Raw genomic sequence first — 25,973 nt, forward strand, 5'->3', positions numbered from 1 at the left:
AACCAGTCGCTGGGCGAGCTCGAGAAGGTGCTGGCGCCGCTGTCGTCGATCATGGCGCACAAGCAGGTCTACCGGCAGCTGCTGGTCGAGCTGTACGTGCACTACGTGCCGCGCCTGGTCGGGCGCGCCCGCCACGGCACCAGCGAGGTCCGCCGCTCGGCCCGGGCCGAGCTCGACCGGCTCGGCCACGGCGGCATGAAGGCGCTGCTCGACGCGCTGGCCGATCACGCGGCCCCGGCCCAGCGCGAGATCGCGGTCGCGATCCTGGGCCACCTGGGCAACAAGGCCGCCGCGCTGCCGCTGGTGCGGGTCGCCAAGGAGGAGCCGGCGCCGATCGATCCGTCGGCGCCGCGCACGCTCGGCACGCTGACCAACGCCCTCGATCTCGAGAACCGGATCGCCGCGCTCGTCGCCGCCGGCCGGCTCGGCGATCCCCGGGTCGTGCCCGAGGTGCTGCCGCTGGTCCACCACGGCGAGGTCGGCCTGCGCGAGGCCGCGGTGTTCACGCTCGCCGGCGTCAGCGACCCGCGCGCGACCACCGCGCTGATCGACGCGCTCGCCGACCACCGGCCCTCGGTCGCCGCGATCGCGTGCCTCGGGCTCGGCGGCGCGAAGGACCCGCGGGCGCTCCGGGCGGTGCTCGCCGTCGATCGCACCCGCGAGGATCTCGTGCGCGCGGCGTGCGCGGCGGGCCTGGCCGGCGCCGGCGCGGCGGCGCTGCCGTTCCTGACCGCCGCCGTCGACGACAACGCCGGCGAGACCCAGCGGGTCGCGGCCTACGCGCTCGGCCAGCTCGGCGATCCGCGGGCCGCGGCGCCGCTGGTGCGCGCCTACCTGGCCCGGGTCGGCCAAGACCGCTCGACGATCGTCTGGGCGCTGGCGCGGATCACCGGCGCGACGGCCCCGGCGCCCGCGGCCGGGCTCGACGACTACCCGATGCGCGCCGGCAAGCTCGACCTGGCCGCGCTGGTCCGCGGGCTGGCGACCGAGCTGCCGCAGGCGACGCCGTCGGCCGACGTCCTGATCGGCCACGAGGCGGAGACCGCGCAGGCGGTGATCGCCGCGCTGGCCGCGCACCGCGACGCCGCGCTGGGCGCGCTCACCGATCTCGATCGGCGCGACGACGGCCTGGCGCTGGGCGAGCTGACCGACGGCGCCCTGACGCCGAAGGCCCGCGCCGCGCTCGCGCAGATCGGCGCCGCGATCGGCGGCGCGGTGATCGCGCGGATCCGCGACGACGACGCCAAGCTCGCCGCTCGCGCGGTGAGCGTCGCCGGCAAGATCGGCACCGCGGCGGCGCTGGCCGCGCTGGCGCCGGCGCTCGACGACGATCGCCGGCTGGTCCGCGACGCGGCGATGGTGGCGATCGCGCGCGCCCCGGGCAGCGCCCCGGCGGTGCTCGCCACCGTCACGGCGCGGCTGACCGCGCCCGACTGGCGCGATCGGATGTCGGCGGCCACGGCCCTGGCCGCGATGGGCCCGCGCGCCGACGTCGCGGCCCTGACGCGCGCGGTCACCGATCGCTCGCCGTTCGTGCGCGGCGCCGCGGTCGCCGCGCTCGGCGCCACCGGCGCGGCGGCCGCCGTCGAGCCGCTGCTGACCGCCAGCGCCGACGAGACGCCCGAGGTCCGCCGGGCCGCGGCCACCGCGCTGCGCGCCAGCACCGATCCCCGGGCCCGCGCGCGCGTCGTCGAGCTGACCCGCGATCCCGACGCGGACGTGGCCGCCGCCGCCGCTGGCGCCGGCCCCGCCGGGCCCTGAATCGCACCTGGTAAAAAAAGGCGTGCTTTCGCAAGTTTGACGGCTCGGCCGGGCGCGTCTATTCTGTAGCCGCAATGGACATCGGGCTGGTGTGCGACCAGTGCAGCACGCTCTCCGCGATGGGGACCCCGCGCTGTCCGCGCTGCGGTACCTCCCTCGCCCTGGAGGAGGAGACCCGCATCGGCACGCCGGCCCTGCGCACGCCCGCGCCCGTGGATCCGACGGCGTCGATCCCGTGCGCGGAGTGCGGCGAGCTGGTGCCGCCCAACCATCGCTTCTGCGGCGCGTGCGGGGCCCGCACCGACGCGCCACGGGCGCGACCGCCCGCGGCCGCGCCCGCCGACAAGGGCACGCGCCGGACGATGTTCTTCGGCGCGATGCAGGCGGCGCGGGCGAAGCTGACGCTGATCCGCGGCGACGGCCTCGACGGCGTGTCGTTCACGCTCGCGGGCGACGAGCACCTCGCCGGGCGCGTCGACTGCCCGATCCTGTTCCCCGACGACCCCTACCTGTCGCCGGTCCACGCCAACTTCTTCTACCGCGACCAGAAGCTGGTCGTGCGCGACGAGGGCTCGATCAACGGCGTGTTCGTGCGCATCAGCGGCCAGGTCGACATGCCGCTCGGCAACCGCTTCCTGGTCGGCGAGCAGATGCTCGAGGTCGAGCTGGTGCCGGCGATCGACGAGGGCGCGATCGAGGACGGCACCTACTTCTTCGCCAGCCCGCGCCGCGGCGGCGACCTGCGGATCGTCCAGCGCCTGCGCGGCGGCGACAGCGGCTTCGTCTACGGCGCGCTCGGCGCGACGATCCGCATCGGCCGCGAGGGCAACGACATCGACTTTCCCGACGACCCGTTCATCTCTGGCCACCACGCGCACGTGGCGTGGAACGGCGAGCACCTGACGCTCACCGACCTCGGCTCGAAGAACGGCACCTTCGTCCGCATCATCGGCGAGCGCACGCTCGCCCACGGCGACTACGTGTTCATGGGCCAACAGCTCCTGCGCGTGGAGATCGTGTAGGATGCGCGTGGTTTCAACCCAAGCTGCCTCGGGGTCCGAATGATCGTCTGCAATCGGTGCGGCAAAGAAAATCAGGATCACTACAAGTTCTGTCTCGGCTGCGGCGCCGAGCTGACCGCCGCGACCAAGCCTGAAGCCGGCATGGCGATGATGAAGACGATGATGGCGGACACCGGCGGGGCGCCGCCGCGTCCGCTGCCGGGCCTGTCGCCGGCGCCGGCGGCGGGCATGCCGCTGCCGCCACCGCCCGGCTTCCCCGGCGCGCCCGGCCCGATGGGCCCGCCGCCCGGCTTCCCGGGTGGCCCCGGCCCGATGGGCCCGCCGCCCGGCTTCCCGGGTGGCCCCGGCCCGATGGGCCCACCGCCGGGCATCGGCGGCATGTCCGGAGGTCCGCTCGGCGGCCCGCTGCCGCCGCCGGCGTCGCTGGTGCCGGCGCCGCAGACCCAGCCCCCGCCCTACGGCGCGCCGCCCTCGGTCGGCCCGCCCGCGGGCCCGCCCCCGGGCGTGCCGGCCGCGAACCCGAGCGCCGGCTTCGGCGCGCCGGCCGCGGCGACCGGGCCGCGCCGCTGTCCGCAGTGCGGCGCCGACGTGCCGCCTGGCTTCCGCTTCTGCGGCGCCTGCGGGTGCCGCATGGACGAGGTGTCCCAGCCGGCGATCGCGCCGGTGGTCGGCGCCCCGCCGACGCGCACGGCGCCGCGCGCGATCATGACGCTGATCCGTCCCGACGGCAGCGAGGGCGGCACCCACGAGCTGCGCCAGGGCGACAACAAGATCGGCCGCAACTTCGGCCCGGTGTTCGAGACCGACGGCTACCTGTCGCCGGTCCACGCCGAGATCCTGGTCAACGGCACCGCGGCGCTGGTCCGCGACCTCGACAGCCTCAACGGCGTGTTCGTCAAGATGACCGAGGAGGAGGAGCTGGAGCCTGGCCAGATCATCCGCATCGGCCAGGAGCTCTTGCGGTACGAGCTGATCGTGCCGCCCGAGCCGATCGCCGACGGCACCGAGGTGATGGGCAGCCCCAACCCCGGCTACTGGGGCAAGCTGACCGTCATCATCGGCCGCGACGTCGACGGCTCGGCGTTCCCGCTGCTGGGCGACAGCATCACGCTGGGCCGCGAGCGCGGCGAGATCAACTTCCCCGACGACGGCTACGTCTCGGGCCTGCACGCGCGGGTCATCAACCGCGACGGGCGGGTGTTCCTGTCGGACCTCGGCAGCTCGAACGGGACGTTCGTCAAGGTCGCGAGCGAGCGCAGCCTGGTCAACGAGTCGTTCGTGCTGATGGGCCAGCAGCTGTTCCGGCTGAACCTGACCGCGTAGTCAGGCGCGCCCCTCGTGCGCCGCCGGCCGCGCCTCGTCGCGGCCGCGCTACTTCTTGAGGTCGTCGGCGTCCATCCCGCGCTTCTCCTTGAAGGTGAAGCCCTTGGGGATGGTGACCTCGCCGCCCGGCTCGAACACGACCAGCACGTCGACGATCTGGTCGGGCTTGCCGCCCGGGGCCTCGACGACCAGCTCGCCGTCGCTCTTGAAGCGGATGACGTTGCCGGGCTGATCGCCGAAGTACACCTTGGCGGTGCGGGTGACCTTCATGAAGTTCTGCCCGTTGATCAGCACGATCTGGCCGCCCATCGAGTCGCCGGTCCGCGGCTCGATCCCGGTGACCTTGAGCTTGCCGTCGTTCGAGCCACACCCCGCCAGCAAGACCGCCGCCCCGACCAAGAGGCCCTGGGCCAGACGCGTCGCCGGCCCGCTCATGCCGCCATGTGCCTGCATGGTCGCAGGCTATCACAGCCCTCCAGCGCGCGGCGCAGCGCGCGCGGCCCGCCTACATCATGTCCTTGCGCTGGAGCGCCCGCCGCATCTTGACCAGCGCCTGCTCCTGCAGCTGCCGGATGCGCTCACGCGACAGGTTGTACTTCTCGCCGATCTCCTTGAGCGTCAGCTCGTGCTCGTGCTCGGTCTCGATGCCGAAGCGCTGCCGCAGGATGTCGGCCTCGATCGGCCGCAGCTCGCCGAGGATCGCGCGGACCTCGGTGGTGAGCGCGTCCATCTCGAGGTCGGCCGTCGGCGAGACGTCGGCGCGCTCGGGATCCTCGAGCACCTCGGCCAGGCTGCGGCCCTCCTCGTCGCCGACCGGTCGGTCGATCGACACCGACTGCTCGAGCACCCACCGGCGCATGTTCTCGACCTTCTCGGCCGGCATCCCGGTGGTCTCGGCCAGCTCGGCCGTGGTCGGGCTCCGCCCGAGCTTCGAGGTCAGCTCGCGCGGGGCCTTGGTCAGGCGGTGGTGCGCGTCGATCATGTGCACCGGCACCCGTACCTCGCGGCCCTTGTCGGCCAGCGCGCGGCTGATCGCGTGGCGGATCCACCACGACGCGTAGGTCGAGAAGCGGAAGCCGCGGCGGTAGTCGTAGCGCTCGACCGCCTTGATCAGCCCCAGGTTGCCCTCCTGGACCAGATCGGCCAGGGACATGCGGCCGTGGTTGAAGCGGCGCGCGATGCTGATCACCAGGCGCAGGTTGGCCTTCACGAACGCGTTGCGGGCGTCGTGGGCGGCCCGAGCGGCGCGCTCGACCTTGCGGACCCACTCGGCCAGGCCGCGGGGCACCTTGCCGCGCGGCGGCGCGACGAAGCCGCGGGCGACTCGATCGATCAGCGTCAGCGCCGCGTCGATGAACAGCCGGTCGAGGTCGTGCTCGCGCAGGTGGGCGGCGGCGCGGCCCACGGCCGCGTCAGCCTTCTTGCCGGTCAGCGGGCGCCGCAGGGCCTTGAGCTCGGGGCTCGCGGTCTCGGGCGGCAGCGCGTCGAGCACCATCGCCTGCATCGGCGCGAACCCGAGCGCCTCGCGCCACAGGCCGATCTCGAGGCTCTCGATCTCCTTGGCGGTCGTGAACTCCTCCTCGGGCCGGAGCACGTGGAGGGCGGCCATGTCGCGGAAGTACATGGTCAGGTAGCCCGAGCCGTCGGTCGTCTGGCTGCGGGCGCGGTCCCCGTCGGGGCGACGCGTCCGGCCGCGCGCCTTTTCGGCCAGCCGCACGGCGCGCTGCGCGGCGCGGGGCGCCGGGCGAGTGACGGCGGGGGCTCGGGAATGGCTGATGGCGGCTGCAGTCTTCACGGCGTTCTCCTGGAAGGCCTTGCATGAGACCTCCCGAAATGTCAGACGTTCCGCGGGGCAAAATGTTTTGATCGATGGGACCTCGGGCGGCCGATAGGATCTAGACCCGCGAACGGACGCAGCTATTCCCCCCGGCGCCGAGGCCATCCCGGGGGCGCCCACCGTGCGCATGCAGTGCGCGCCACCCCGTGCACCCCGTGCGCGCCGACCCCGTCCGCGCCCACCCCGCGCGCGCTCGCCCGTGCCGTGCGCGCCCATCGCGCGTGCGCTCACCCCGTGTGCGCCGTCGCGCGTGATCCCCCCCACGGCGCGATCGGCCGAGGTCGCGCCGCGTAGGTGCGCGCCTACACGCTACTTGGTGTCGGTGCGGCGCTCGGCGATCACGATGATCTCGCGCGAGCGGTTGCCCAGGAAGCGGCCCTTGGTGGCCATGCTGCCGGACACCTCGAGCACCCGCAGGCCGGCGGCGTGGAGCAGCTTGCCGATCTCGTGCAGCGAGTAGACGCGGATCGAGATCTCCTGCTCGACCTGCCGGCCGTCGTCGAACACGACCGAGCGCTTCGACTGGACCCGCGACGAGAAGTAGTTGAACTCGACCTCCTCGAGGACGACGCAGCCGTCGCCCTCCCACCACACCCGGGTCGGCAGGTCGCCGATCACGTAGTCGCGGTTGAGGATCTCGAGCATGAACTTGGCGCCGGGCTTCATGCCCTTGGCCACCAGGCTCGCGGTCTTCTTGTTGGTCTCGTCGTCGAAGTAGCCGAAGGTCGAGAACAGGCAGTAGGCGCCGTCGAACTGGGCGTCGAAGTCGATCTCGCGCATGTCGGCGTGGACGAAGTTGATGTCGAGGCCGCGCCGCTGGGCCTCGTCGGCGCCGCGCAAGAGCATCGGCAACGACAGATCGACGCCGACGACGTTCATGCCGCGGGCCGCGAGCTCCATCGCGTGCCGGCCGTAGCCGCAGCCGAGGTCGAGCACCTGCGCGCCGGGGCTGAGCCCGAGCGCGTCGACCACCATCGACGCCTCGGCCTGGGTGGTCTGCGGCGTCAGGAACGGCAGCGTGCGGAGGTAGTCCTCGTCGAACAGGTCCTCGAACCAGGGCTTGCCGCGGCGCTTGCGCTTGTCGTCGGACGCGCCGCTCGTGGACGGCGCGGCCACCGCCTTGCGCGGCGGCGGCGGCTTGGGCACCGCGGCCGAGGGCGGCGGCGGCGGCGCGGCCTGGGCCGCCGCGGCGACGATCGCGGCGGGCAGCGGCACGGGGCCCGACGGGGTGTACGCGATTGGCGCGGGCGCGGCCTCGACCGCGTGCGCGCGGCTCTTCTCCTCGACTTCGAGGATCTCGTCGGCGAGGATCTCGCTCGAGTCGCCGGCGTCGGCGGGCCCGGCGGGGGCGGCGGCGACCGGGACCTCCTCGACGTCGACGTCGACGTCGTCCGACGACGACGCCTCGACGTCGATCTCGGCCTCGCCGTCGTCATCGTCGCTGGCGACCGACGGCGCCTCGACCGGCGCGGGCGGGGCGACCGGCGCGGGCGCCGCCTGCGGCGCGTTGATCGACGGCAGCGGCGCGTTGATCGACGGCAGCGGGGTGCTCGCCGACGCGGTCGGCCCGGTGAGGACGGCCATCGGGGGCGGCAGGGCCCCGGCCACGGACGGCGCCGGCAGCGGCGGCAGGGTCTTGTGCGGTCGATCGCTGGGCGGCGGCACCGGCGGCGCGGTGGTCGGCTTGGCGCGCGACGGCGCCGAGCCGATCCCGGTCGACTCCATCAGCTCCTCGAGATCGTCCTCGGACAGCGCGACGGTGGCGGCCCGGCCCATCGGCGCGCGCGGCACGCCGTCGGCGACGCCGGCGTCGTCGACGATGATGTCGACCGCCTCGACCTCGCCGGTGGTCCGGGTCAGATCGGGCTCGAGCGCGGGCGCGGGCGCGGGCGGCTCGTCGACGACGATCTCGTCGCCGGCCCCGTCAGGATCGAGCGCGGACAGGCCCAGCGCCTCGAGGTTGATCGCCGGCATCTGCCGGGTCCGCCCGTCGGGCACGACGTCGTCGATCGCGACCGCGACCGCGCCGTCACCGGTGGGCGCGGCGCCGATCGCGGTGGCGTCGTCGAGCTCGGCGCCGAGCTCCTCGTCGGGCGGCAGCGTCGTCGGCGCGCGGCCGCCCTGCTCGTCGCCGAACGCGTAGGCGATCGACACCGCCAGCGACGGCTCCTCGGGCACCGGCGCCACGACCGGCTGGCTGCCGGTCCGCCGCGGCACGTTGTCCGAGGGGATCCGGATGCCGCCGCGGCGGCGCCGACGCCGGCGCTCGGACGTCGACATGCCGTCGTCGAAGTCGGGGGCGTCGTCGTCGGGGCGCTTGGTCACGGCGCACCTCCCGGGGCGACCAGCGCGGCGCCGCAGCGGATCGAGCCGCCGGCGGCCGGCAGGGCCAGCGGCGGCGCGCCGGGCGGCAGCACCATCACCACGGTCGAGCCCAGCAAGAACGCGCCCAGCTCGTCGCCGGCCTCGACCGAGGCCGCCAACCGGTGGCAGTGGAAGTCGCCGCGGCGACGCCAGGCGCGGGTGTCGTGGCCCGCGTGGGTCAGCCAGACGTTGCCGACGCCCGTCGCCGCCACCATCACCACCGCCATCGGGCCCCAGGCGGTCTCGAGCTCGATGACGACCCGCTCGTTGACCGCGAACAGACGCTCGACGTGATCGACGAAGCGCGGGCTGACCGGCCAGCGCAGGCCGGGCACGTAGTGGTATCCGGTCACGCGGCCGGCGGCGGGGGCGTGGACCCGGTGGTAGTCCCGGGGCGACAGGTAGATGGTCGCGAACTGGCCCCCGGCGAGGCGGGCCGCCAAGGCGTCGTCGACCACCAGATCCCGCAGGGCGTAGTCGTGTCCCTTCGCCTGGAGGAGCGTCCCCTCGCTGATCATGCCGGCCGCGCCGATCGCGCCGTCACAGGGCGAGACCAGCGGCGCGCTCGCCACCGGCCGGGCCCCAGCCTGGAGCGGCCGGGCGAAGAAGTCACCGAAGCTGGCGAAGGTCGGCAGCGGCGCGCCGACCTCATCGAGCCGGGCCCCCACCGCGGCCGCGAACGCCCGGTACAGCGGCGCGCGCAGCGGCCGCGGAATGGTCCGCCGCGCCGTCGCCCCGATGACAGTCGAGTACGCCGACATCGGCGCCCAACGTAGGGAGCCGACGGTCACACGGTCGCGAAGCTCGGTTAGGGTCACGCGGTGGAGCCTGCACGTGGGCTGGCCGCCGGGCACACGCCAGGATCGGCCCCATCATCCAGGAAACCCTAAGAGTATAGGCCGGGTGAACGCGTGGGCACAAGCGACGGCGCCGGATCCGGCATGGCGTCTGACACTTGTAATCGCGAAATTCGCGTGGCGCGGCAGGTCAAAGGCCGATCTGAGCCCTGACGAGGGGTGGCGGGCTGCGGCGTTGCGCCTGCGGGCCTGCCCTGCCGCCTGCGGAGGGCCCGCGACCGGCCAGCGCCCCCATCGGGAGAGGCGCCCGGCCGTTGGCGGGGCCAGCGTTCCGCGGCTCGGCGGCTCGGCGGCTCCGCGGCTCGGCCGCTCCGCGCTCGGCGGCTCCGCGGCTCCGCGGCTCGGCGGCTCGGCGGCTCGGCGGCTCGGCGGCTCGGCGGCTCGGCGGCTCGGCGGCTCGGCGGCTCGGCGGCTCGGCGGCTCCGCGCTCGGCGGCTCGGCGGCTCGGCGGCTCGGCGGCTCCGCGCTCGGCGGCCCGGCGGCCCGGCGGCTCCGCGCTCCGCGGCTCCGCGGCTTGGCGGCTCGGCGGCTCCGCGCTCAGCGGCTCCGTGGCTCGATCCTGGGGACGGGCCCCTGGGAACGTCAGCGCCTGAAGTTCGTTCGACCGGCCACGCCGAGGGTCAGATGGCGTCCTCGCCGGTCTCGCCGGTGCGAATCCGGACGACCTCATCGATCGCGCTCACGAAGATCTTGCCGTCGCCGATCCGGCCGGTGCGCGCCGCGGCGGTGATCGCGTCGACGACCTGCCGGACCGCGTCGTCGGTGACGATGATCTCGAGCTTGACCTTGGGCACGAAGTCGACCACGTACGCGGAGCCGCGGTAGACCTCCTTCTTTCCCCCGGTGCGACCGAAGCCCTTGACCTCGCTGACGGTCATGCCGTGCACGCCGATCTCGGCGAGCGCGTCCTTCACCTCGTCGAGCTTGAACGGTTTGATGATCGCCTCGACCTTCTTCATGTCCCCCACGGTAGCGCCGGGTTGTTTCCGCCAGGTTTCCGGCCCGGCGCGCCGTGGGTCAGCGATCGCTCTTCATCTGAGCGCGCAGCCGATCGAGCTTCCGGTCGAACGCGATGCGCTTGTCGGCCGACGACAGGAAGCCGACCATGCTGGCGACGTCGGTCCACTCCGACTCGAGGCGCTCGCCGAACTCGGCCTTGTACTGCTTGTACTCGCGGGTGACGCCCTGGAACTTGGCGCGCAGCGCCGCCTCGTCGGGCGCGGCCGGCGGCTCCTTGGCCGAGCCGCTGCCGACCCGCGGCGGCGTGCCCGACCCCGCCGGCGTGCCCGAGCCCACCCGATCGCGCGGCGGGCGCACCGGCGGCGGCGCCGGCGCCGCGTCGATGTCCTCGGCGGCGTCGGGCGAGGCGACGCCGGCGTCGATCGGCGTGACGACCGGCGCCTGCGCGATCGCCGGGGCGGCCGCGGCCGAGCTCCCCGACGGCCGGGTCAGCACCCAGGCCAGGGTCAGCCCGATCCCAGCCAGGCCGGCCGCGACGGTCGCGACCACGGTGCGGCGCCGGCGACGCGCCAGCAGCGCGCGCTCGCGGGCGTAGATCGTCGCGTCGTCGACCACGACCGAGCGCGCCTCGAAGGCGCCGGCCGACGCCGACGACGACGACGCCCGCGGCAGGCTCCGGCCCGGCTGGGCCGGCATCGCCGGCACCCGCGGCACCGCGGCCGTGGCGGCGGCCGTGAGCGGCATGTTGGCCAGCGCGAACGAGATCGTCTCGATCGACTGGGTCGTCAGCTCCTGGCGGAAGTCCTCGAGGTGCGCGGCCGCGGCGCGGTCGAGCAGCTCGCGCTGGGACGCCATCTCGGTCTCGAACACCTCGCGCAGGAACGACGCGAGCGCGTCGGTCGAGATCGTCGGTGCGATCGCGACCAGCGCCGCCTGGATCTCGTCGCGCAGCTCGGCCGCGGTCTGGAAGCGCTCCTCGGGCCGGGGCCGCAGGGTCTTGGTGACCAGCGCGTCGAACCGCGCCAGCGCGGGATCGAGCTGCGACGGCAGCCGGTGCTCGCCCTTGACGACCTGGCGCGCCAGCGCGCGGTAGTCCGGGTTGTCGCCGACCTCGTACAGGCGCTCGCCGGTCAGCAGCTCGAACAGCACCGCGCCGAGCGCATACAGATCGGTGCGGGCGTCGACCGTGCCGCCGCGGACGAGCTGCTCGGGCGCCATGTAGCCGAACTTGCCGAAGCCCATCTTGGGGTCGGTGGCGGTGGCGCGCAGCGCGCTCTTGGCGATGCCGAAGTCGATGATCTTGGTCTCGCCCTCGAACGACACCAGCACGTTGGGCGGGGAGATGTCGCAGTGGACCAGGCCCAGCGACTGGCCGTCGGACGAGGTCCGGCGGTGGGCGTAGGCCAGGCCGTTGGCCATCTCGCGGGCGATGAACAGCGCGATCGGCGCCGGGATGCGCCGACTCTGCCGGGTCAGCAGGTTCAGCAGCCGCCGCAGATCGCGCCCCTCGAGGTACTCGAGCGCCAGGAAGTACTCGTCGCCGACCCGCCCGACCTCGAACACCTGCGCGACGTTGACGTGCTGGAGCTTGATCGCGACCTGGGCCTCGTCGATGAACCGCGAGATGAACTGCTCGTCCTCGGCCAGGCTGGGCAGCACCTTCTTGATCACGCACAGCTTCTCGAAGCCGGCCAGCCCGTGCTTGGCGAGGAAGATCTCGCCCATGCCACCGCGCGACAGCCGCTGCACCAGCAGGTAGCGCCCGAACACCGCCGGCAGCCCCACGTCGGTGAGGCGCGGGCCGGTGTGATCGACGCCGCCGTCGGATGGGGCGCGCAGGGAGTCTGATTCGACGACCACGGACATCGAGAACCTCCCGAGCATGCCAGATCACGGCGGCACGCGCGGGGTGTTCGCGCGGTTGTGGCCGCCCCGACGGCGGTGATAGCGTCGAGGCGTGCGGCAGGTCCTCTCGTGCGTGCTCGCGGCCCTCGCCGCCGGGGCCTGTGGCCAGGGCTCGGTCGAGGTGGTCCTGCTGCTGCCGACCGAGGCCAGCGCGCTGCCGGGGGACGCCGCGCAGATCACCCTGCGCGCCGACCGGGCCGACGGCGATCCCGTGACGCTGACCGCCCCGGTGCGCGGCGGCGCCTTCGACCTCGGCGATCTGCCGGTCGACAGCTACGTGCGCATGACGGTCGAGCTGATGAGCGCGTCGGGCGGGATGGTCGCCTACGGCCGGGCCGAGGCGCCGCTCGAGGTCAGCGCCGACGGCGTCCGCCGGTACGAGATCCCGGTGCGGCGCCCGCGGACCTACGCCGCCGGGCCGACCCCCGAGATGAGCCTGGAGGCGCCCGACGTCGGCGCCCGTCCCCGCCTGCTGCAGATCGATCGCGGCGGCGCGGTGCTCGAGACCGACACGATGATGCTGCCGGCCGGGCAGACGCCGACGCTGGTGGCCTCGGCCGGCGCGGACCTGTTCATGGCGATCGGCCCGTCGATCTACCGCCTCGACAGCGCCATCGACGCGTTCCTGCCGGATCCGCTCGCGACGCTCGCCGCCCCGGTGGTCGATCTCACCGGCTCGCCCGACGGGCGGTTCCTGGTGGCCGGCGCCGGCAACGATCTGACGATCATCGAGGTGGACAGCGGCAACCTGCGGACCGCGACCGCCGATCGGCCGATCGGCGCGGTCACGATCGCCCAGGAGCCCGACACCACCCTCAGCGCGGTGGCGCTGCTCGACGCGGTCCGGGTGGCCACCCAGTGCGGGCCGCAGTCGTCGCTGTTCCTGACCGAGCTCGGCCTGGCCGAGGCCGGCTCGCGCACCATCCCGCTGGGCGGCGGCGTCGCCGACATCGCCGGCACGAGCGCGCGCCCGTTCGTGGCCGCCGCCGAGCTGTGCGGCGATCGGGTCACGATCGCCGAGCTCGGTCCCGACCTCGTGACCGCGGTGACGGCCCCGGCCGCGCCGACCTGCGCCGCGACGCCCGACGTGGTGTGCGCGCCGACCGCGGTGACCGCGACCGAGGACCACGCCTGGGCTGGCGGCACCGTGCCGTCGCTGCCGTCGACGATCGGCGGCGTCACCTACACCGCCCGCGGCGCCTCGCACCAGCTCGCGACGATCGACCTGACCGCGGCGCCGCTGCTCCAGCGGGTCGACACCTTCCGCGAGATCCAGCAGCCGCTCGCGCCCGACAACGGCGAGCAGTTCGTGATCGACCGCACGATGAAGGCGCGGCAGGCGGTGGTTTCGGCGCTGTCGGCCTCGGCCGACGGCTCGATCATCACGCTGACGTCGAACTCGATGGCGCGCGCGACCGCGGTGCGCATCACCGTGTCGATCCCGTTCCTGGGCGACGTCGACGTCGACGTCGTGCCGACGACGGTCCTGCACCTGTCGCAGGAGCTGGCGGTGTCGACCCGCACCGGCGCGATCGAGTCGACGCTGCGGACCAAGTGCGCGGTGTGCGAGAGCGACTCGACCGGGCCGGGCTTCGAGCTCGGCACGCTGTGCACGCTGGCGCCCGACGAGGCCTACGTCCTGCCGCAGTGGCACTGCGCGCCGGCGCTCGGCGGTGAACCCCTGACCGACTTCGAGGGTGGCTCGTCGTCGTCGCTGTTCGGGCGGCCGTGATGCGGGCCCCGCTGATCGCCGCGCTGATGATCGCCCTCGTGGCGCCGGCCCGCGCCGACAGCCGCTCGACCGCGGTGGTGGAGTTCCGCTCGGGCAGCGCGGCCCTGCCCGACATCAGCGCCCGGGTCGGCGCGGTGCTCTCGGGCCGCACCTCGCTCAAGGTCGTCGGCGGCGATCAGGCGCGGCAACGCTACGGCGAGGGGCTCGATCGCGCGGTGGTCGAGTGCGCGGGCGACGCGGTCTGCATCGGCAAGATCGGCGCGCGGCTCGGCACCGACGAGGTGCTCCTGGTCGGCGTCAGCGAGCTCGGCGACGTGATCTTCACGCTCCAGCGCATCGCGTCGGGCGACGGCACGGTCGACGGCCGCGTCGCCGAGGCCCTGGCGGCCGACGTCGTGCCGACCGACGACGATCTGGTCGGCTACCTCGAGCGCGTGCTGCCGCCCGAGGACTTCGTCCGCTTCGGCACGATCGCGATCAAGGTCAACGTGGCCGGCGCCGAGATCTGGGTCGGCGGCATCCCGAAGGGCGCGTCGCCGATCCCGGCGTTCCGGGTGCCGGCGCCGTCGCGCTACCCGATCGAGATCAAGAAGGCCGGCTACGCCGCGTTCCGCGCGTCGGTCTCCGTGCCGCCCGACGCCGAGGTCAACGTCGACGCCGAGCTGACCCGCCCCGGCGGCCGCGCCGGCGCCTGGTACAGCAAGTGGTGGGTGGTCGCGACCGCCGGCGTGCTGGTCGCCGGCGCGGTCACGACCGCGGTGATCCTGACCCGCGACGTCAACAGCGTGCCGATCTCGGGCCACTTCTGACGCCGCGCGCGGCGCGATCGCGCGCCCGAGGGCGCTCCACGAGGACGCGCTGGTGCGCGCGCGGTGGGACGCGGTCCCGGTGTCACCCGCCGCCGGCCCCGGTCAGGCCTGCGCGCGCAGCATCACGACCGCGTCCTCGTCGTCGCCGCCATAGTAGCCGCGGCGGGTCGAGACCGCGACGAAGCCGGCCCGCTGGTACAGCGCGATCGCCGGCGCGTTGCTGGCGCGCACCTCGAGCGTGATCAGCCGCGCCGTGGCGGCCGCCTCGAGCACGTGCGCGAGCAGCCGCGCGCCGACGCCGCGGCGCCGGTGATCCGGGTGGGTCGCGATCGCCAGCAGGTGGACCTCGTCGGCGACCAGCCAGTAGTTGGCGTAGCCGACGACGTCGGCGGCGGCGCGCGCGACGATCAGCCGGCCGTGGGCGCGGGTCAGCTCGTCGACGAAGGTCTGCCGCGGCCACGGCGCGCGGAACGAGTGGCGTGAGATCGTGTCGATCGCGTCCGTGTCGGCGTCGGTCGCCGGCGCGACCTCGACCGCCTCACCCACGCGCCAGCCCGGCCAGGAGCGCGCGCCACAGCTCGTCGTTGCCGAGCCGCTCGAGCGATGAGAACAGCACCGGCGCCCGCGGCAGGCCGAGCTCGGCCTTGACCGACGCCACGATCGGCTGGCGCTTGGCCTTGCCGAGCTTGTCGGCCTTGGTCAGCACCGTCACCACCGACAGGTCGCGCTGCAAGAGCCACGGCACGAAGTCGCGCTCGTCGTCCTCGACGCCGCGCCGGATGTCGATCAGGAGCACGACGACCTTGAGGGTCGTGCGCTCGCCCAGGTAGCTCTCCATCAGCGGCCGCCACGACGCGCGCATGCCGCGGTCGACCGAGGCGAAGCCGTAGCCGGGCAGATCGACGAAGTAGCAGGCGTCGTGGCCGCCGGTCGCGCGCGGCAGCGCGACGTGGAACCAGTTGAGCAGGCGGGTGCGCCCCGGGGTCCGCGACGTGCGCGCCAGGCCCGAGACGCCGGCGAGCATGTTGAGCAGCGACGACTTGCCGACGTTCGAGCGGCCGGCGAACGCGATCTCGGGCAGATCGGCGACCGGGAACTCGACCGGCCGCGTGGCCGAGGTGACGAAGCGTGCGGCGCGCGGGCGCATCGCCCTCCTGTACCGCGGGGGCGGGCCCGGGTCCACGATCGTCACCGGAATCCGCGCGGGTCGCCGGCGGCGCCGCGGTCGTGGTACCAGATCGCGTGGCCAAGGTCCTGGGCCTCACCGGTGGGATCGCCAGCGGCAAGAGCACCGTGGCGGCGCTCCTGCGCGCGCGCGGCGCCGCCGTGGTCGACGCCGATCTGCTGGCGCGCGCGGTGGTCGAGCCGGGCCAGCCGGCGCTGGCCGAGCTGCTGGTGCGGTTCGGCCCCGAGATCCTCAACCCCGACGGCACCCTCGACCGCAAGGCGCTGGGCGCCCGCGCGTTCGCCGATCCCGAGGCGCGGCGCGATCTCGATCGCATCACCCACCCGCGCATCGCCGCCGCGGCCCAGGCCGCGATCGCCGCGCACGCCGCCGCGGGCGCGCCGGTGGTGCTCTACGAGGCGGCGCTGCTGATCGAGAAGGGCCTGCACCGCGGCCTCGACGGCACCGTCGTGGTGGCGGTGGCGCCCGAGGTCCAGGCCGCGCGCCTCGCCGAGCGCGACGGCCTCGACGCCGCCGCGGTCGCGGCCCGGCTGGCGGCGCAGCTGCCGCTGGCCGACAAGGTCGCGGTCGCGACCTGGGTCGTCGACAACTCCGGCGACCGCGCGCACCTCGAGGCCGAGGTCGAGCGGCTGTGCCAGGCGCTCGAGGACCGGTACGGGGCGCTGGCGGCGCCGACCGCCGAGACCGTGCCCGAGGACGTGCTGGTGATCGGCGCGCCCAGCCCGGTCGCGATGGCGCTGTGCGCGCACCTGCTCGCGACCGATCCGCGCGTGCGCGTGCGCGCGGTCGCGCCGGCCGAGCACGCGGCCACCTGCCTCGCCGCGCTGGCGGCCCACCCGCCCGAGCAGCGGGCGCGGATCGAGCTGCTCACCGGCGACGTGGCCGCGATGGATCTGGGGCTGTCGACCGCCGAGTACCTGGCGGTGCGCGCGACGGTCACGACGATCCACCACCTGGCGGCGGCGTTCCCCAAGGGCGCCGACGCCCGCGCCCGCAGCCGCACGGTGCTGGCCAGCACCCGCAACGTGCTCGAGCTGGCGCGCGAGGCCCCGCGCCTGCGCCGGGTCGTGCACTGGTCGAGCATCCGCGCGGTCGGCGACGGCGTCGGGGTCGTGCGCGAGGCGCCGCTGCCGCGCGCGCCGCGGTTCGCCAGCGTCGACGCGCGCGCCAGCTACGAGGCCGAGCGCGCCGCGGTCGTGGCGATGACGCGCCTGCCGCTGACGGTCGTGCGGGTCGGCCCGATCGTCGGCGGCGATCGCCGCGGCGGCGCCGGGGACGACGCCGCGACCGCGCTGTTCCGGTTGGTCGCGCAGCGCGCGGCCGGGCTGCAGGTGCCGCTGCCGGCCGACGGCCGCGGGCCGCTGCACGTCGCGCCGCGCGCGATCGTCGTGGCGGCCGCCGACGTGATCGCGCGGGCGCCGCGCGCCGCCGGGCGGGTGCTGCACCTGCTCGATCCCGATCCGCCGACGACCCGGGCCGCCCTCGACCGGGTCGCGGCGCTGGCCGGCCGCGAGCCGCTGCGCGGCTCGATCCCGCGCGGCCTGGCCCGCATGCTGCTCCGCGCGCCGGGGCTCGAGCGCGTCGCCGAGCTGCCGGCGGCGATGCTCGAGATGGTCGCGGTGCGCGCCCGGTTCGCGGGCGACGACACCCAGGCGCTCCTGGCCGAGGCCGGCCTGACCTGGCCGCGGTTCGACGCCTGGATCGCGCCGGTCGTGGCCGCGCTCACGCCGCCGCCCGCCGCCCCGGCGCCGCCGGTCGACGACGACTCGGTCGATCCGCTGGCGTGACCGCGGCGCCTACTCGTCGGCGTCGCCGCCGCCCTTGGTCCGCAGGCCGTTGCGCTCGAGCAGCCGGTACAGGAACTTCCGCTCGAGCCCGGCGGTCCGGGCCGCGGCCGACAGGTTGCCGCCGGCGCGCTCGACCAGGTCGGTGAGGTAGGCCCGCTCGAACCGATCGACGACCTCGTCCTTGGCCTCGTGGAACGGCCGATCGGCGCGCACGACCGGCTCGGTCGCGGCCGGCGCCACCGTCGGGCGCAGCAGGATCGGCAGCTCGCCGAAGTCGCGCGCGGGCCCGGCCAGCGCCACCGCGCGGGTGATCACGTTGCGCAGCTCGCGCACGTTGCCGGGCCAGTGGTACGCGGCCAGGCGGTCGAACGACGGGCCGCCGACCGTCGGCACCAGGTGCTTGGCGCCGGCCCGCTCGAGGAAGATGCCGACCAGGGTCTTCAGGTCCTCGCGGCGCTGCCGCAGCGGCGGCAGGTGGACCTCGACCACCGCCAGCCGGTAGTAGAGATCGCCGCGGAAGCCGCCCTTGGCGACCTCGCCGAACACGTCGCGGTGGGTGGCGGCGACCACGCGCACGTCGTAGCGCTCGGGCTTGCGCGACCCCAGCGGGATCACCTCGCCGGCCTCGAGCATGCGCAGGAGCTTGGGCTGCAGCGCGATCGGCAGATCGCCGATCTCGTCGAGGAACAGCGTGCCGCCGTGGGCGGCCGCGAACGCGCCCTGGCGATCGCCAGCGGCGCCCGTGAACGAGCCGCGCACGTGGCCGAACAGATCGCTCTCGATCAGCGTGTCGGTGGCCGCGCCGCAGTCGAACACGATGAACGGGGCGTGCGCGCGCGGGCTCTCGTCGTGGATCGCCCGCGCCGCCAGCTCCTTGCCGCACCCGCTCTCGCCCAGGAACAGGATCGACGCGTCGCTGGTGGCGGCGCGCTCGAGCACGGCGAACACCTGCCGCATCGCCGGGCTGTCGCCCCACATCGCGCCGAAGTGATCGCGCGTCGACGGCGGGATCGCGACGACCTCGTCGGCCGGCAGCAGCTGCAGCAAGGTCTTGCCGACCCGCACCACCGCGCCCGGCGGCGCCGTGACCTTGCCGACCGCGACCCCGTCGATCGACGTGCCGTTCTTCGAGCCGAGATCGACCACGTGGAAGCCCGCGGAGGTCGGCGCGATCGTGCAGTGACGGCTCGACACCGAGGGATCGGTCAGCGCGACGTCGCAGCCGGCGTCGGCGCCGACGACGACGCCGACCGGCGGCAGCTCGAGCTCGAGGCCGGCGTCGGGCCCGGCCAGGATCCGCAGCCGCGACGCCCGTCCGAACATGGCGTCGCGCTGGTTGGTGACCCGGGTCACCCGCACGGGCGCCTCGCGCGGGTCGGCCGCGTCACGGCTCGCTCCGGACCAGGCCGCGCCGCATCAGCTGCGCCAGGTGGCGGCACGCCTCGAGCCGGCCCATGCCGGCCACGTCGAGCAGCTCATCGAAGGTGAGCATGCCATCGATGCGCGACAGCAAGAACGCCGCGCGCGGCTCGAGCCCGCCGGGCCCGAGCGCGGCCATGTCGCCGATCGCGATCGGCCGCCGCTCGAGCGAGCCGAAGTACTTGTAGTAGCAATCGAGCAGCGCGTCCCGGTGCTTGTGCACCAGCTTCTGCGCCACCGCGCTGTCGGGCGACTCGGCGAGCGCCAGGTCGATCGCGACGGTCACGACGTCGTGATCGCCGCCGGCGGCGGCCACCCGCGCGCGCTCGATCAGCCAGTTGATGCGCCGGCGGGCCACGTCGTCGGTCGACTCGCCGGCGCGGCGATCGCGATCGGCCAGGGCCAGGAGCTGCCCGGCCAGGCCGGTCGCCGTGGGCCTGGCCGCGGCGTCGGGCCCGAGGTCGTCGTCATCGACCGGGAACGACCGGCCCGGCGGCGGCGGCAGCTTGAGCTCCTCGATCCCGATCGCGCTGTCGTCGAACCGCGACGCGATCGACCGCCCGGCGGGCGCGGTCTTCGACGGCACGCTGGCCTCGATGCCGAGCTCGACCGCGGCGCCGGCCAGGTCGAGCTCGAGCGAGAGATCGGCGATGCCGGGCAGCGGCCGGGGGCCGAGCTGCGCGGTCTTCTTGCGTGACGCCGCGGTGCGGTCGATCGTCAACTCGGTGCTGGGCTCGTGGTCGTGGAAGTCGAGCCCGGTGAGGCCACGGGGCGCCACCGGCAAGAGCGACGGGCCCAGCTCGAGATCCAGGTCGAGCGGCCCGGGCGCGCGCCCGGCGTAGTCCCCGAACGTAGCCTCGCCTGAGTCCTCGGCGGGATCGAACGTGGGCGGCCGCGACGCCCCGGGCGGGCCGGGCCGGGCGTCGATCGACGGCAGGCCGGCGGGCCGGCCCAGCGACAGGCTGGCGTAGTCGGTGGTCATGTCGTCGTCGCCGAACAGGGCCACGACGGCGCCGGCCGCGGGCGGCTCGTCGGCGTCCAGCTCGATCGTCGTCGGCGGCGCGGCCGCGGTCGTCAGCGCCTGCTCGGCCTCCAGGCCCCAGCCGTCGTCGACCGCGGGCTCGGCCAGGCGCTCGCCCAGCGGTGGATCGCGGGTGATCGAGATCTCGTAGTCGTCCGAGTCGTCGCTGCTCGCCAGCCCGAACGGCACCAGCAGCTCGGCCAGCGGCGCCGGCGCGCCGGCCACCAGGTTGTCGTAGTGGGCGCGCACGTAGTCGACGTAGCGCAGCACGCGCGGATCCCCCGGCACCATCGCCAGCACCTGCTCCCACACCATCAAGGCGCCGTCGACCTCACCCCGGCGGTAGCGGTCGAGGCCGTCCCCGATCAGGCGATCGATCTCGGCTTGATGCATGGGGGGCGTGCGGTCGGACGGGGCCATCCCGTCACCCCGCGGTCTTGCTCACCACGCCCCGGAACATGTTGAGCGTGCGCGACAGCGCCTCGGTGGCGTCGGTCAGGCCCGCCAGATCCTTGGTCGCGATCGCGGCGCGCACGCGCTCGACCACGCTGCGCGCCTTCTTGATCGCGTCCTGGCCAAAGTCGGAGCCGCTGATGATGTCGGACACCCGCGGGAACAACCCCTCGACCTCGTCGAGCACCTTCTCGGCGGCGTGGCGGGCGCGGTCGAACTCCTGCCCCGACCGCACCTCGACCATGTAGTCCTTGTTCGCGTCGACCATCTTCTTGAGCTCGTCCTCGGTCAGGCCGCTGGTCGCGGTGACCGTGATCGACTGCTCGAGCCCGGTCTCGAGATCGCGGGCGGTGACCGAGACGATGCCGTCGGCCGAGATGTGGAACGTGACCTCGATCTCGACCTCGCCGCGCGGCGCCCGGCGCAGGCCGGTCAGCACGAACTCACCGAGCAGCTCGTTCTCCTCGGCCCGATCGCTCTCGCCCTGGAGCACGAGGATCTTCACCGACGTCTGGTTGTCCTTGACCGTCGTGAAGACGTGCGACTTCGAGGTCGGCACGGTGGTGTTCTGCTCGATCAGCTTGTGGAAGTAGCCACCCACGATCATGATGCCGAGCGAGTGGGGGGTGACGTCGAGGAGCAGGATGTCGTGCTTCTCGTCGGTCAGCGCCGCGGCCTGGATCGCGGCGCCGAGCGCGACCACCTCGTCGGGGTGGACGCCCTTGGACGGCTCGACCCCGAAGAACTCGGCCACGCGCTGCTGGCACAGCGGCATGCGGGTCATGCCGCCGACCAGGATGACGTCCTCGAGATCGCCCTTGGCGATCTCGGCGTCCTCGAGCGTGCGCGCGCAGATGTCGACCGTGCGCTCGATCAGGTCGGCCGTGAGCTCCTCGAGCTTGTCGCGGGTCAGCGTGGCCTGGAGGTGCAGCGCCTCGTTGCGGCCGGTCGAGATGATGAACGGCAGGTTGATCTCGGTCTCGCGCACGCTCGACAGCTCACACTTGGCCTTCTCGGCGACGTCCTTGAGGCGCTGCAGCGCCATCTTGTCCTTGCGCAGGTCGATCTTGTGCTCGCGCTGGAACCCGGCGACCAGCCAGTCGATGATCCGGCGATCGAAGTCCTCGCCGCCGAGGAACGTGTCGCCGGCGGTCGAGATGACCTCGAACACGCCGTTGCCGATCTCGAGGATCGAGATGTCGAACGTGCCGCCGCCGAGGTCGTAGACCGCGACGCGGCGCTCGAGGTTCTTGCCGAACCCGTAGGCCAGCGCGGCCGCGGTCGGCTCGTTGATGATCCGGATGACGTCGAGACCGGCGACCCGGCCGGCGTCCTTGGTCGCCTGGCGCTGGGCGTCGTTGAAGTACGCCGGCACCGTGACGACCGCCTTGCTGACCTCCTCGCCGAGGTACTCCTCGGTGATGAGCTTCATCTCCTGGAGGATGTAGGCGGAGATCTCGGGGACCGAGAACACCTGATCGCGCAGCATGACGCGGACATCGTCGTGGGGGCCCTCGACGATCCGGTACGGCACGGTCTCGAGCGACTGCCGGACCGCCGCCGAGCCCCACTTGCGTCCGATCAGGCGCTTGGCCGCGTAGACGGTGTTCTCGGCGTTGGTGATCGCTTGCCGCTTGGCGATGTGCCCGACCAGGCGCTTGCCGTTCTCCGCGATCGCCACCATCGATGGCGTCGTCTTGTAGCCGCCTCGGTTTGGGATGACCGCGGGCGTGCCGTTCTCGACGATCGCCACGCAGGAGTTCGTGGTCCCCAGATCGATGCCAATGACCTTTTCGGTCGCCATGTCGGGTGATCTTCTCAGGGATCCCGGTGGTTGGCCAGACTTCGGAGGGGAAAGGGACAGGGCCCCCTACCCCGGTGATCACCCAACGACCGCGGTCAGCGGCGCAGGGCCGCGCGGACCATCGACAGATCGCTGGCCAGCTCGGTCGCGAGGGTGTCGTTCTCGTTCTTCATGGCCAGCGCCATCAGCAGGACCTCCTCGGCGTCGTCGAGCCGGTCCAGGGTCTTCAGCACCTTGGCCAGGATCCGGGCGGTCGAGGGATCGTTGGGATCGGCGGCCGCGGCCTTCTTGGCGTAGTCGAGCGCGGTGCGGGGCTCGGCGGCGGCGAGGGCGCAGCTGGCGGCGCGGCGCAAGTACCGTGGCCCGGGATCGAGCTTGATCGAGGCGGCGAACAGCTTGCCCGCCCCGTCGAGGTCCCCCGACACCTCGGCCTGGCACGCGCGATCGAACAGCTCCGCGGCGTACTCGGTCGGGCTCTGCGGCGCGGTGGCGTCGACCGGGGGCCCGGCGGTGGCGCGCGCCGCGGCCCGCCCATCGACCAGCTCGCCGTGGGCCGCGGACATGGCCTCGAACACCGTGTGCAGGCGATCGTCCCAGACGCCCAGCTCGCGCCCGAAGAAGCGATCGGGGTGGAACAGCTTCGAGCGCTCGAAGAACGCGCGCTTGATCGTGCGCTTGTCGGCCCCGCGCGGCACCCCGACCAGGGCCCACCGGTCGGCCGCCGCGACCAGGCGCAGGCCGGCCAGCACGCGGACCTTCTCATCGAGGCTCAGGTCGCCCGGCTCCGCCAGGAGCGCGCGCTCGGCCGGCGTGGGATCGTCGATGGTGGGCAGCGCGGCGGCGTCGGGGCCACCGCCGGGCGCCCGGGTCCCCGCCGCGAGACCGTCGGGGATCGGCGGCGCCGCCGACAGGGTCGGCATCAGCTGGGTGGTGCGGGCGCTCGACGCCGACGGCACCTTCAAGATCGGCATGGGAGCGGTCGCCCGGGCCGAGGCCACGTACGGCCGCGCCGCCGCCGGCGGCTCGGCCTCCCCGGGCGCGAGGATCGCCCCGCTCTGGCGCAGCTGCCGAACGATCGCCACCGCCCGCTCGACCGCGAGGCCGGTCATGAGGATCAGGTCCTTGAGCGTGGTGGCGCCGTCGAAGCGCGACCACACGAAGTACTCCTCGGTCCCGAACCCCGCCTTCATCGGATCGAACCGCGGGTTCTGCCGCAGCCGCTGGCTGGTCGCGCCGACCTCGGGGATCTCGCTGGGGACGACACTCATGGCGGGCACGCGAAGCTAACACGCGCGCGCGCCGTCGTCAGCCAGCGCGATTTTCTCACGGGCCGCGGGCGGCGCCGGTGAGGGCGCGCGCAAGGATCGCCTTGCTGGTGTGCAGGCGGTTCTCGGCCTGGTCCCACACCGCGCGCCCGCGCGGGCCGTCGAGCACCTCGGCGGAGATCTCCTCGCCGCGGTGCGCCGGCAGGCAGTGCAGCACCATCGCCGCGGGCGCCGCCCGCGCCAGCAGCGCGTCGTCGACGCGGTAGCCGGCGAACGCCCGGACCCGGGCCGCGACCTCCTGCTCCTGGCCCATCGACGCCCACACGTCGGTCATGACCACGTCGGCGCCGGCGGCGGCCGCCGCGGGGTCGTCGGTGACGGTCACGGTCGCGCCGGCCTCGCGCGCGGTCGCGACGTCGTGCTCGGGCGGCCGATAGCCGACCGGACACGCCAGCGCCAGCTCGAGGCCGAGCGCGCCCGCGGCGTGCAGCCACGACACCGCCATGTTGTTGCCGTCGCCGATCCACGCGACCCGCAGGCGCTCGAGGCGGCCGAGGTGCTCGCGGATCGTCAGCAGGTCGGCGACGATCTGGCACGGGTGCTCGCGATCGGTGAGCGCGTTGATGATCGGGACGGTCGCGGCGCCGGCCATGCGCATCATCCGATCGGCGCCGAAGGTCCGGAACACGATCGCGTGGGCGTAGCGCGACAGCACCCGGGCGGTGTCCTCGATCGGCTCGCCGCGGCCGAGCTGGGTGCCGTCGGTGGTGAGGATCGTGGCGTGGCCGCCGAGCTCGCGCACCGCGACCTCGAAGCTGACCCGGGTCCGGGTCGACGCCTTCTCCATGACGATCGCGACGTGGCGCCCGGCCAGCCACGGCGCGGGGCCGTGGGGCCGCGCCGCCTTCCACGCCGCGGCGCTGGTCACCAGGCTGGTCAGCGCGGCCCGATCGAGATCGGCCAGGGTGATGAAGTCGGTCACGACGCCACCTCGGCCACGACCTCGCCCAGGATCGCGACCGCCTCGTCGAGCTGCGCGGTCGTGACGATGTACGGCGGCGCGAACCGCACGACGTTGGCGCCGGCCAGCGACAGCAGCAGGCCGCGCTCGCGGCAGCGGCCGACGATCTGGCTGGGCGCGCCGGCCACGGCGACGCCGCGCAGGAGGCCGCGGCCGCGGGCCTCGAGCACGCGCTCGGGCTGGGCCGCGACCAGGGCCTCGAGCTTGCGCCCGAGGTAGTCGCCCTGGGTGGCGGCGGCGGCGACGAGGCCATCGCGGTCGAGGATGTCGATCACCGCGGTGACCGCCGCGGTCGCGAGCGGGTTGCCGCCGAAGGTCGAGGCGTGCGGGACCGCGCCGCCGGTCGGCGTCGTCAGGCCCGCCGCGGCGCGCTCGGTGACCGCCAGGCAGCCGACCGGCACCCCGCCGCCGAGCCCCTTGGCCAGGGTCATGACGTCGGGCGTGACGCCGTCGTGCTCGTGGCCCCACCAGCGACCGGTGCGGCCGGTGCCGGTCTGGACCTCGTCGAAGATCAGCAGCACGCCGGCGGCGTCGCAGGCCGCGCGCAGGCCGGCCAGGTAGCCCGGGGGCGGCACGATGATGCCGCCCTCGGCCTGGATCGGCTCGATGATCATCGCGCAGGCCTCGGGCCGGGCGATCGCCGCGCGCGCGGCGTCGAGATCGCCGTAGGCCACGAACTCGATCGGCCCGAACAGCGGCCCGAACCCGTCGCGGTACTTCGGCTGCCCGGTGATCGACACGGTGCCGACCGAGCGGCCGTGGAAGCTGCTCACGGTCGAGATGATCGTCGTGCGCGCCGGCGCGCCCGCGACCACCTGCTGGTAGCGCCGCGCCAGCTTGAGCGCGGCCTCGTTGGCCTCGGCGCCCGAGTTGCAGAAGAAGACCCGGTCGGCGAACGAGCGCGCCGTGATCGCCTGGGCCGCCAGGATCTCCTGATCGTTCCAGTACAGGTTCGAGACGTGGATGAGCCGGCCGAGCTGCGCGCGCAGGCGCTCGGTGAGCTCGGGGTGGGCGTGGCCCAGACAGCAGACCGCGATGCCCGCGGTCATGTCGAGGTAGCGCTTGTCCTCGAGGTCCCAGACCTCGCAGCCGGCGCCCCGGGTGAGCACCATGGGCTGCTGGCGGTAGTTCTTGATGAAGGTGCGATCGGCGATCGCGAGCAGGTCGGCCTGGGTGTGCGCGGTCACGCGCGCATCATGACACTTCGGCCGGTGACGAACCTCCACCAGCCGCCCCGATCGCGCCGCCACGTGTCAGGTCTTCGACGCGACCGAGCGCACAGCCCGGGCCGCCCGGTCAGAACATCGGACCACGTCGTGCGTCGATCGAGCGCATGCCCCGCCCTCCCGCTCCGCGCCGCTCCTCGTCGCGGCGATCGCGATCGCCACGGCCCCCGCGTGCGTCACGGCCCGCGCCGCCGTCGGCCCGAACCTCACGACCGGCGGGA

20 protein-coding genes are annotated in these 25,973 nt (G+C 74.2%); 6 read left to right on the forward strand and 14 right to left on the reverse strand.

Annotated elements, in window-relative coordinates:
- Positions 1–27: 27 nt before the first annotated feature.
- From IPL61_07630 to IPL61_07640, 3 genes are all read left to right on the forward strand, one after another.
- Complete coding sequence (locus IPL61_07630) at positions 28–1,761, forward strand: HEAT repeat domain-containing protein (protein ID MBK9031191.1); 1,734 nt, start codon at positions 28–30, stop codon at positions 1,759–1,761.
- 74 nt (positions 1,762–1,835) lie between these two features.
- On the forward strand, positions 1,836–2,783 hold the full coding sequence (locus IPL61_07635) for an FHA domain-containing protein (protein MBK9031192.1): 948 nt from the start codon (positions 1,836–1,838) through the stop codon (positions 2,781–2,783).
- Positions 2,784–2,822: 39 nt separating this feature from the next.
- Positions 2,823–4,106, forward strand: coding sequence for an FHA domain-containing protein (locus tag IPL61_07640; protein ID MBK9031193.1), 1,284 nt, complete (start codon positions 2,823–2,825; stop codon positions 4,104–4,106).
- Between the two features lie 48 nt (positions 4,107–4,154).
- Here IPL61_07640 and IPL61_07645 read toward each other — a convergent pair whose 3' ends face one another.
- The 6 genes from IPL61_07645 to IPL61_07670 all read right to left on the reverse strand — a co-directional run bounded on the left by IPL61_07645 (position 4,155) and on the right by IPL61_07670 (position 11,990).
- Positions 4,155–4,559 (reverse strand): IPT/TIG domain-containing protein, encoded by a 405-nt coding sequence (locus IPL61_07645; protein ID MBK9031194.1) that lies wholly within the window; start codon positions 4,557–4,559, stop codon positions 4,155–4,157.
- A gap of 52 nt (positions 4,560–4,611) precedes the next feature.
- Positions 4,612–5,823 carry a sigma-70 family RNA polymerase sigma factor gene (locus IPL61_07650; GenBank protein ID MBK9031195.1) on the reverse strand — a complete coding sequence of 404 codons (1,212 nt, stop codon included), beginning with the start codon at positions 5,821–5,823 and terminating at the stop codon, positions 4,612–4,614.
- 429 nt (positions 5,824–6,252) lie between these two features.
- Positions 6,253–8,268, reverse strand: a complete 2,016-nt coding sequence (locus IPL61_07655) for a methyltransferase domain-containing protein (GenBank protein ID MBK9031196.1) — start codon at positions 8,266–8,268, stop codon at positions 6,253–6,255.
- Positions 8,265–9,068: a phosphatidylserine decarboxylase gene (gene psd, locus IPL61_07660; GenBank protein ID MBK9031197.1), complete on the reverse strand. Its 804-nt coding sequence runs from the start codon at positions 9,066–9,068 to the stop codon at positions 8,265–8,267. Before psd ends, IPL61_07655 begins: the two co-directional genes overlap by 4 nt.
- Positions 9,069–9,784: 716 nt before the next feature.
- A complete protein-coding gene (locus tag IPL61_07665; protein ID MBK9031198.1) occupies positions 9,785–10,123 on the reverse strand; it encodes a P-II family nitrogen regulator in 339 nt (112 codons plus the stop codon).
- Between the two features lie 58 nt (positions 10,124–10,181).
- Positions 10,182–11,990 carry a protein kinase gene (locus tag IPL61_07670; protein ID MBK9031199.1) on the reverse strand — a complete coding sequence of 603 codons (1,809 nt, stop codon included), beginning with the start codon at positions 11,988–11,990 and terminating at the stop codon, positions 10,182–10,184.
- Positions 11,991–12,081: 91 nt separating this feature from the next.
- On the opposite strand from IPL61_07670, the gene IPL61_07675 reads away from it, so the two are divergent.
- Both IPL61_07675 and IPL61_07680 read left to right on the forward strand, forming a co-directional pair.
- Positions 12,082–13,761: a hypothetical protein gene (locus IPL61_07675; GenBank protein MBK9031200.1), complete on the forward strand. Its 1,680-nt coding sequence runs from the start codon at positions 12,082–12,084 to the stop codon at positions 13,759–13,761.
- Complete coding sequence (locus tag IPL61_07680; GenBank protein MBK9031201.1) at positions 13,761–14,570, forward strand: PEGA domain-containing protein; 810 nt, start codon at positions 13,761–13,763, stop codon at positions 14,568–14,570. The genes IPL61_07675 and IPL61_07680 overlap by 1 nt, the downstream gene beginning before the upstream one ends.
- Before the next feature lie 102 nt (positions 14,571–14,672).
- Here the strand turns inward: IPL61_07680 and rimI are convergent, their stop codons facing one another.
- Complete coding sequence (rimI, locus tag IPL61_07685) at positions 14,673–15,116, reverse strand: ribosomal protein S18-alanine N-acetyltransferase (GenBank protein ID MBK9031202.1); 444 nt, start codon at positions 15,114–15,116, stop codon at positions 14,673–14,675.
- Positions 15,109–15,717 (reverse strand): YihA family ribosome biogenesis GTP-binding protein, encoded by a 609-nt coding sequence (locus IPL61_07690; protein MBK9031203.1) that lies wholly within the window; start codon positions 15,715–15,717, stop codon positions 15,109–15,111. The genes rimI and IPL61_07690 overlap by 8 nt, the downstream gene beginning before the upstream one ends.
- Positions 15,718–15,812: 95 nt before the next feature.
- On the opposite strand from IPL61_07690, the gene IPL61_07695 reads away from it, so the two are divergent.
- A complete protein-coding gene (locus IPL61_07695) occupies positions 15,813–17,543 on the forward strand; it encodes a dephospho-CoA kinase (GenBank protein ID MBK9031204.1) in 1,731 nt (576 codons plus the stop codon).
- Positions 17,544–17,552: 9 nt separating this feature from the next.
- Here IPL61_07695 and IPL61_07700 read toward each other — a convergent pair whose 3' ends face one another.
- The 6 genes from IPL61_07700 to IPL61_07725 form a co-directional block, all read right to left on the reverse strand.
- Positions 17,553–18,896 (reverse strand): sigma 54-interacting transcriptional regulator, encoded by a 1,344-nt coding sequence (locus tag IPL61_07700; GenBank protein MBK9031205.1) that lies wholly within the window; start codon positions 18,894–18,896, stop codon positions 17,553–17,555.
- 31 nt (positions 18,897–18,927) lie between these two features.
- Complete coding sequence (locus tag IPL61_07705; GenBank protein MBK9031206.1) at positions 18,928–20,376, reverse strand: hypothetical protein; 1,449 nt, start codon at positions 20,374–20,376, stop codon at positions 18,928–18,930.
- A gap of 31 nt (positions 20,377–20,407) precedes the next feature.
- Complete coding sequence (dnaK, locus tag IPL61_07710) at positions 20,408–22,240, reverse strand: molecular chaperone DnaK (protein MBK9031207.1); 1,833 nt, start codon at positions 22,238–22,240, stop codon at positions 20,408–20,410.
- Between the two features lie 95 nt (positions 22,241–22,335).
- A complete protein-coding gene (locus IPL61_07715; GenBank protein MBK9031208.1) occupies positions 22,336–23,508 on the reverse strand; it encodes a hypothetical protein in 1,173 nt (390 codons plus the stop codon).
- 55 nt (positions 23,509–23,563) lie between these two features.
- The gene (gene argF / locus IPL61_07720; GenBank protein MBK9031209.1) at positions 23,564–24,487 is read right to left on the reverse strand and encodes an ornithine carbamoyltransferase; all 924 of its coding nucleotides are present in this window, start codon (positions 24,485–24,487) and stop codon (positions 23,564–23,566) included.
- Positions 24,484–25,713: an acetylornithine/succinylornithine family transaminase gene (locus tag IPL61_07725; GenBank protein ID MBK9031210.1), complete on the reverse strand. Its 1,230-nt coding sequence runs from the start codon at positions 25,711–25,713 to the stop codon at positions 24,484–24,486. Before IPL61_07725 ends, argF begins: the two co-directional genes overlap by 4 nt.
- Between the last annotated feature and the right edge of the window lie 260 nt (positions 25,714–25,973).

It is taken from the genome of Myxococcales bacterium, assembly GCA_016717005.1.
GTDB lineage: Bacteria > Myxococcota_A > Polyangia > Haliangiales > Haliangiaceae > UBA2376.

What these genes read in the sequence shown, in the direction of transcription:
- IPL61_07690 (MBK9031203.1), bottom strand. Translation starts at nt 15,717, where the DNA reads ATGCGCCCGCGCGCCGCACGCTTCGTCACCTCGGCCACGCGGCCGGTC.
- IPL61_07645 (MBK9031194.1), bottom strand. Translation starts at nt 4,559, where the DNA reads ATGCAGGCACATGGCGGCATGAGCGGGCCGGCGACGCGTCTGGCCCAG.
- IPL61_07635 (MBK9031192.1), top strand. Translation starts at nt 1,836, where the DNA reads ATGGACATCGGGCTGGTGTGCGACCAGTGCAGCACGCTCTCCGCGATG.
- IPL61_07680 (MBK9031201.1), top strand. Translation starts at nt 13,761, where the DNA reads ATGCGGGCCCCGCTGATCGCCGCGCTGATGATCGCCCTCGTGGCGCCG.
- IPL61_07640 (MBK9031193.1), top strand. Translation starts at nt 2,823, where the DNA reads ATGATCGTCTGCAATCGGTGCGGCAAAGAAAATCAGGATCACTACAAG.
- IPL61_07670 (MBK9031199.1), bottom strand. Translation starts at nt 11,990, where the DNA reads ATGTCCGTGGTCGTCGAATCAGACTCCCTGCGCGCCCCATCCGACGGC.
- psd (MBK9031197.1), bottom strand. Translation starts at nt 9,068, where the DNA reads ATGTCGGCGTACTCGACTGTCATCGGGGCGACGGCGCGGCGGACCATT.
- IPL61_07705 (MBK9031206.1), bottom strand. Translation starts at nt 20,376, where the DNA reads ATGCATCAAGCCGAGATCGATCGCCTGATCGGGGACGGCCTCGACCGC.
- IPL61_07665 (MBK9031198.1), bottom strand. Translation starts at nt 10,123, where the DNA reads ATGAAGAAGGTCGAGGCGATCATCAAACCGTTCAAGCTCGACGAGGTG.
- dnaK (MBK9031207.1), bottom strand. Translation starts at nt 22,240, where the DNA reads ATGGCGACCGAAAAGGTCATTGGCATCGATCTGGGGACCACGAACTCC.
- IPL61_07715 (MBK9031208.1), bottom strand. Translation starts at nt 23,508, where the DNA reads ATGAGTGTCGTCCCCAGCGAGATCCCCGAGGTCGGCGCGACCAGCCAG.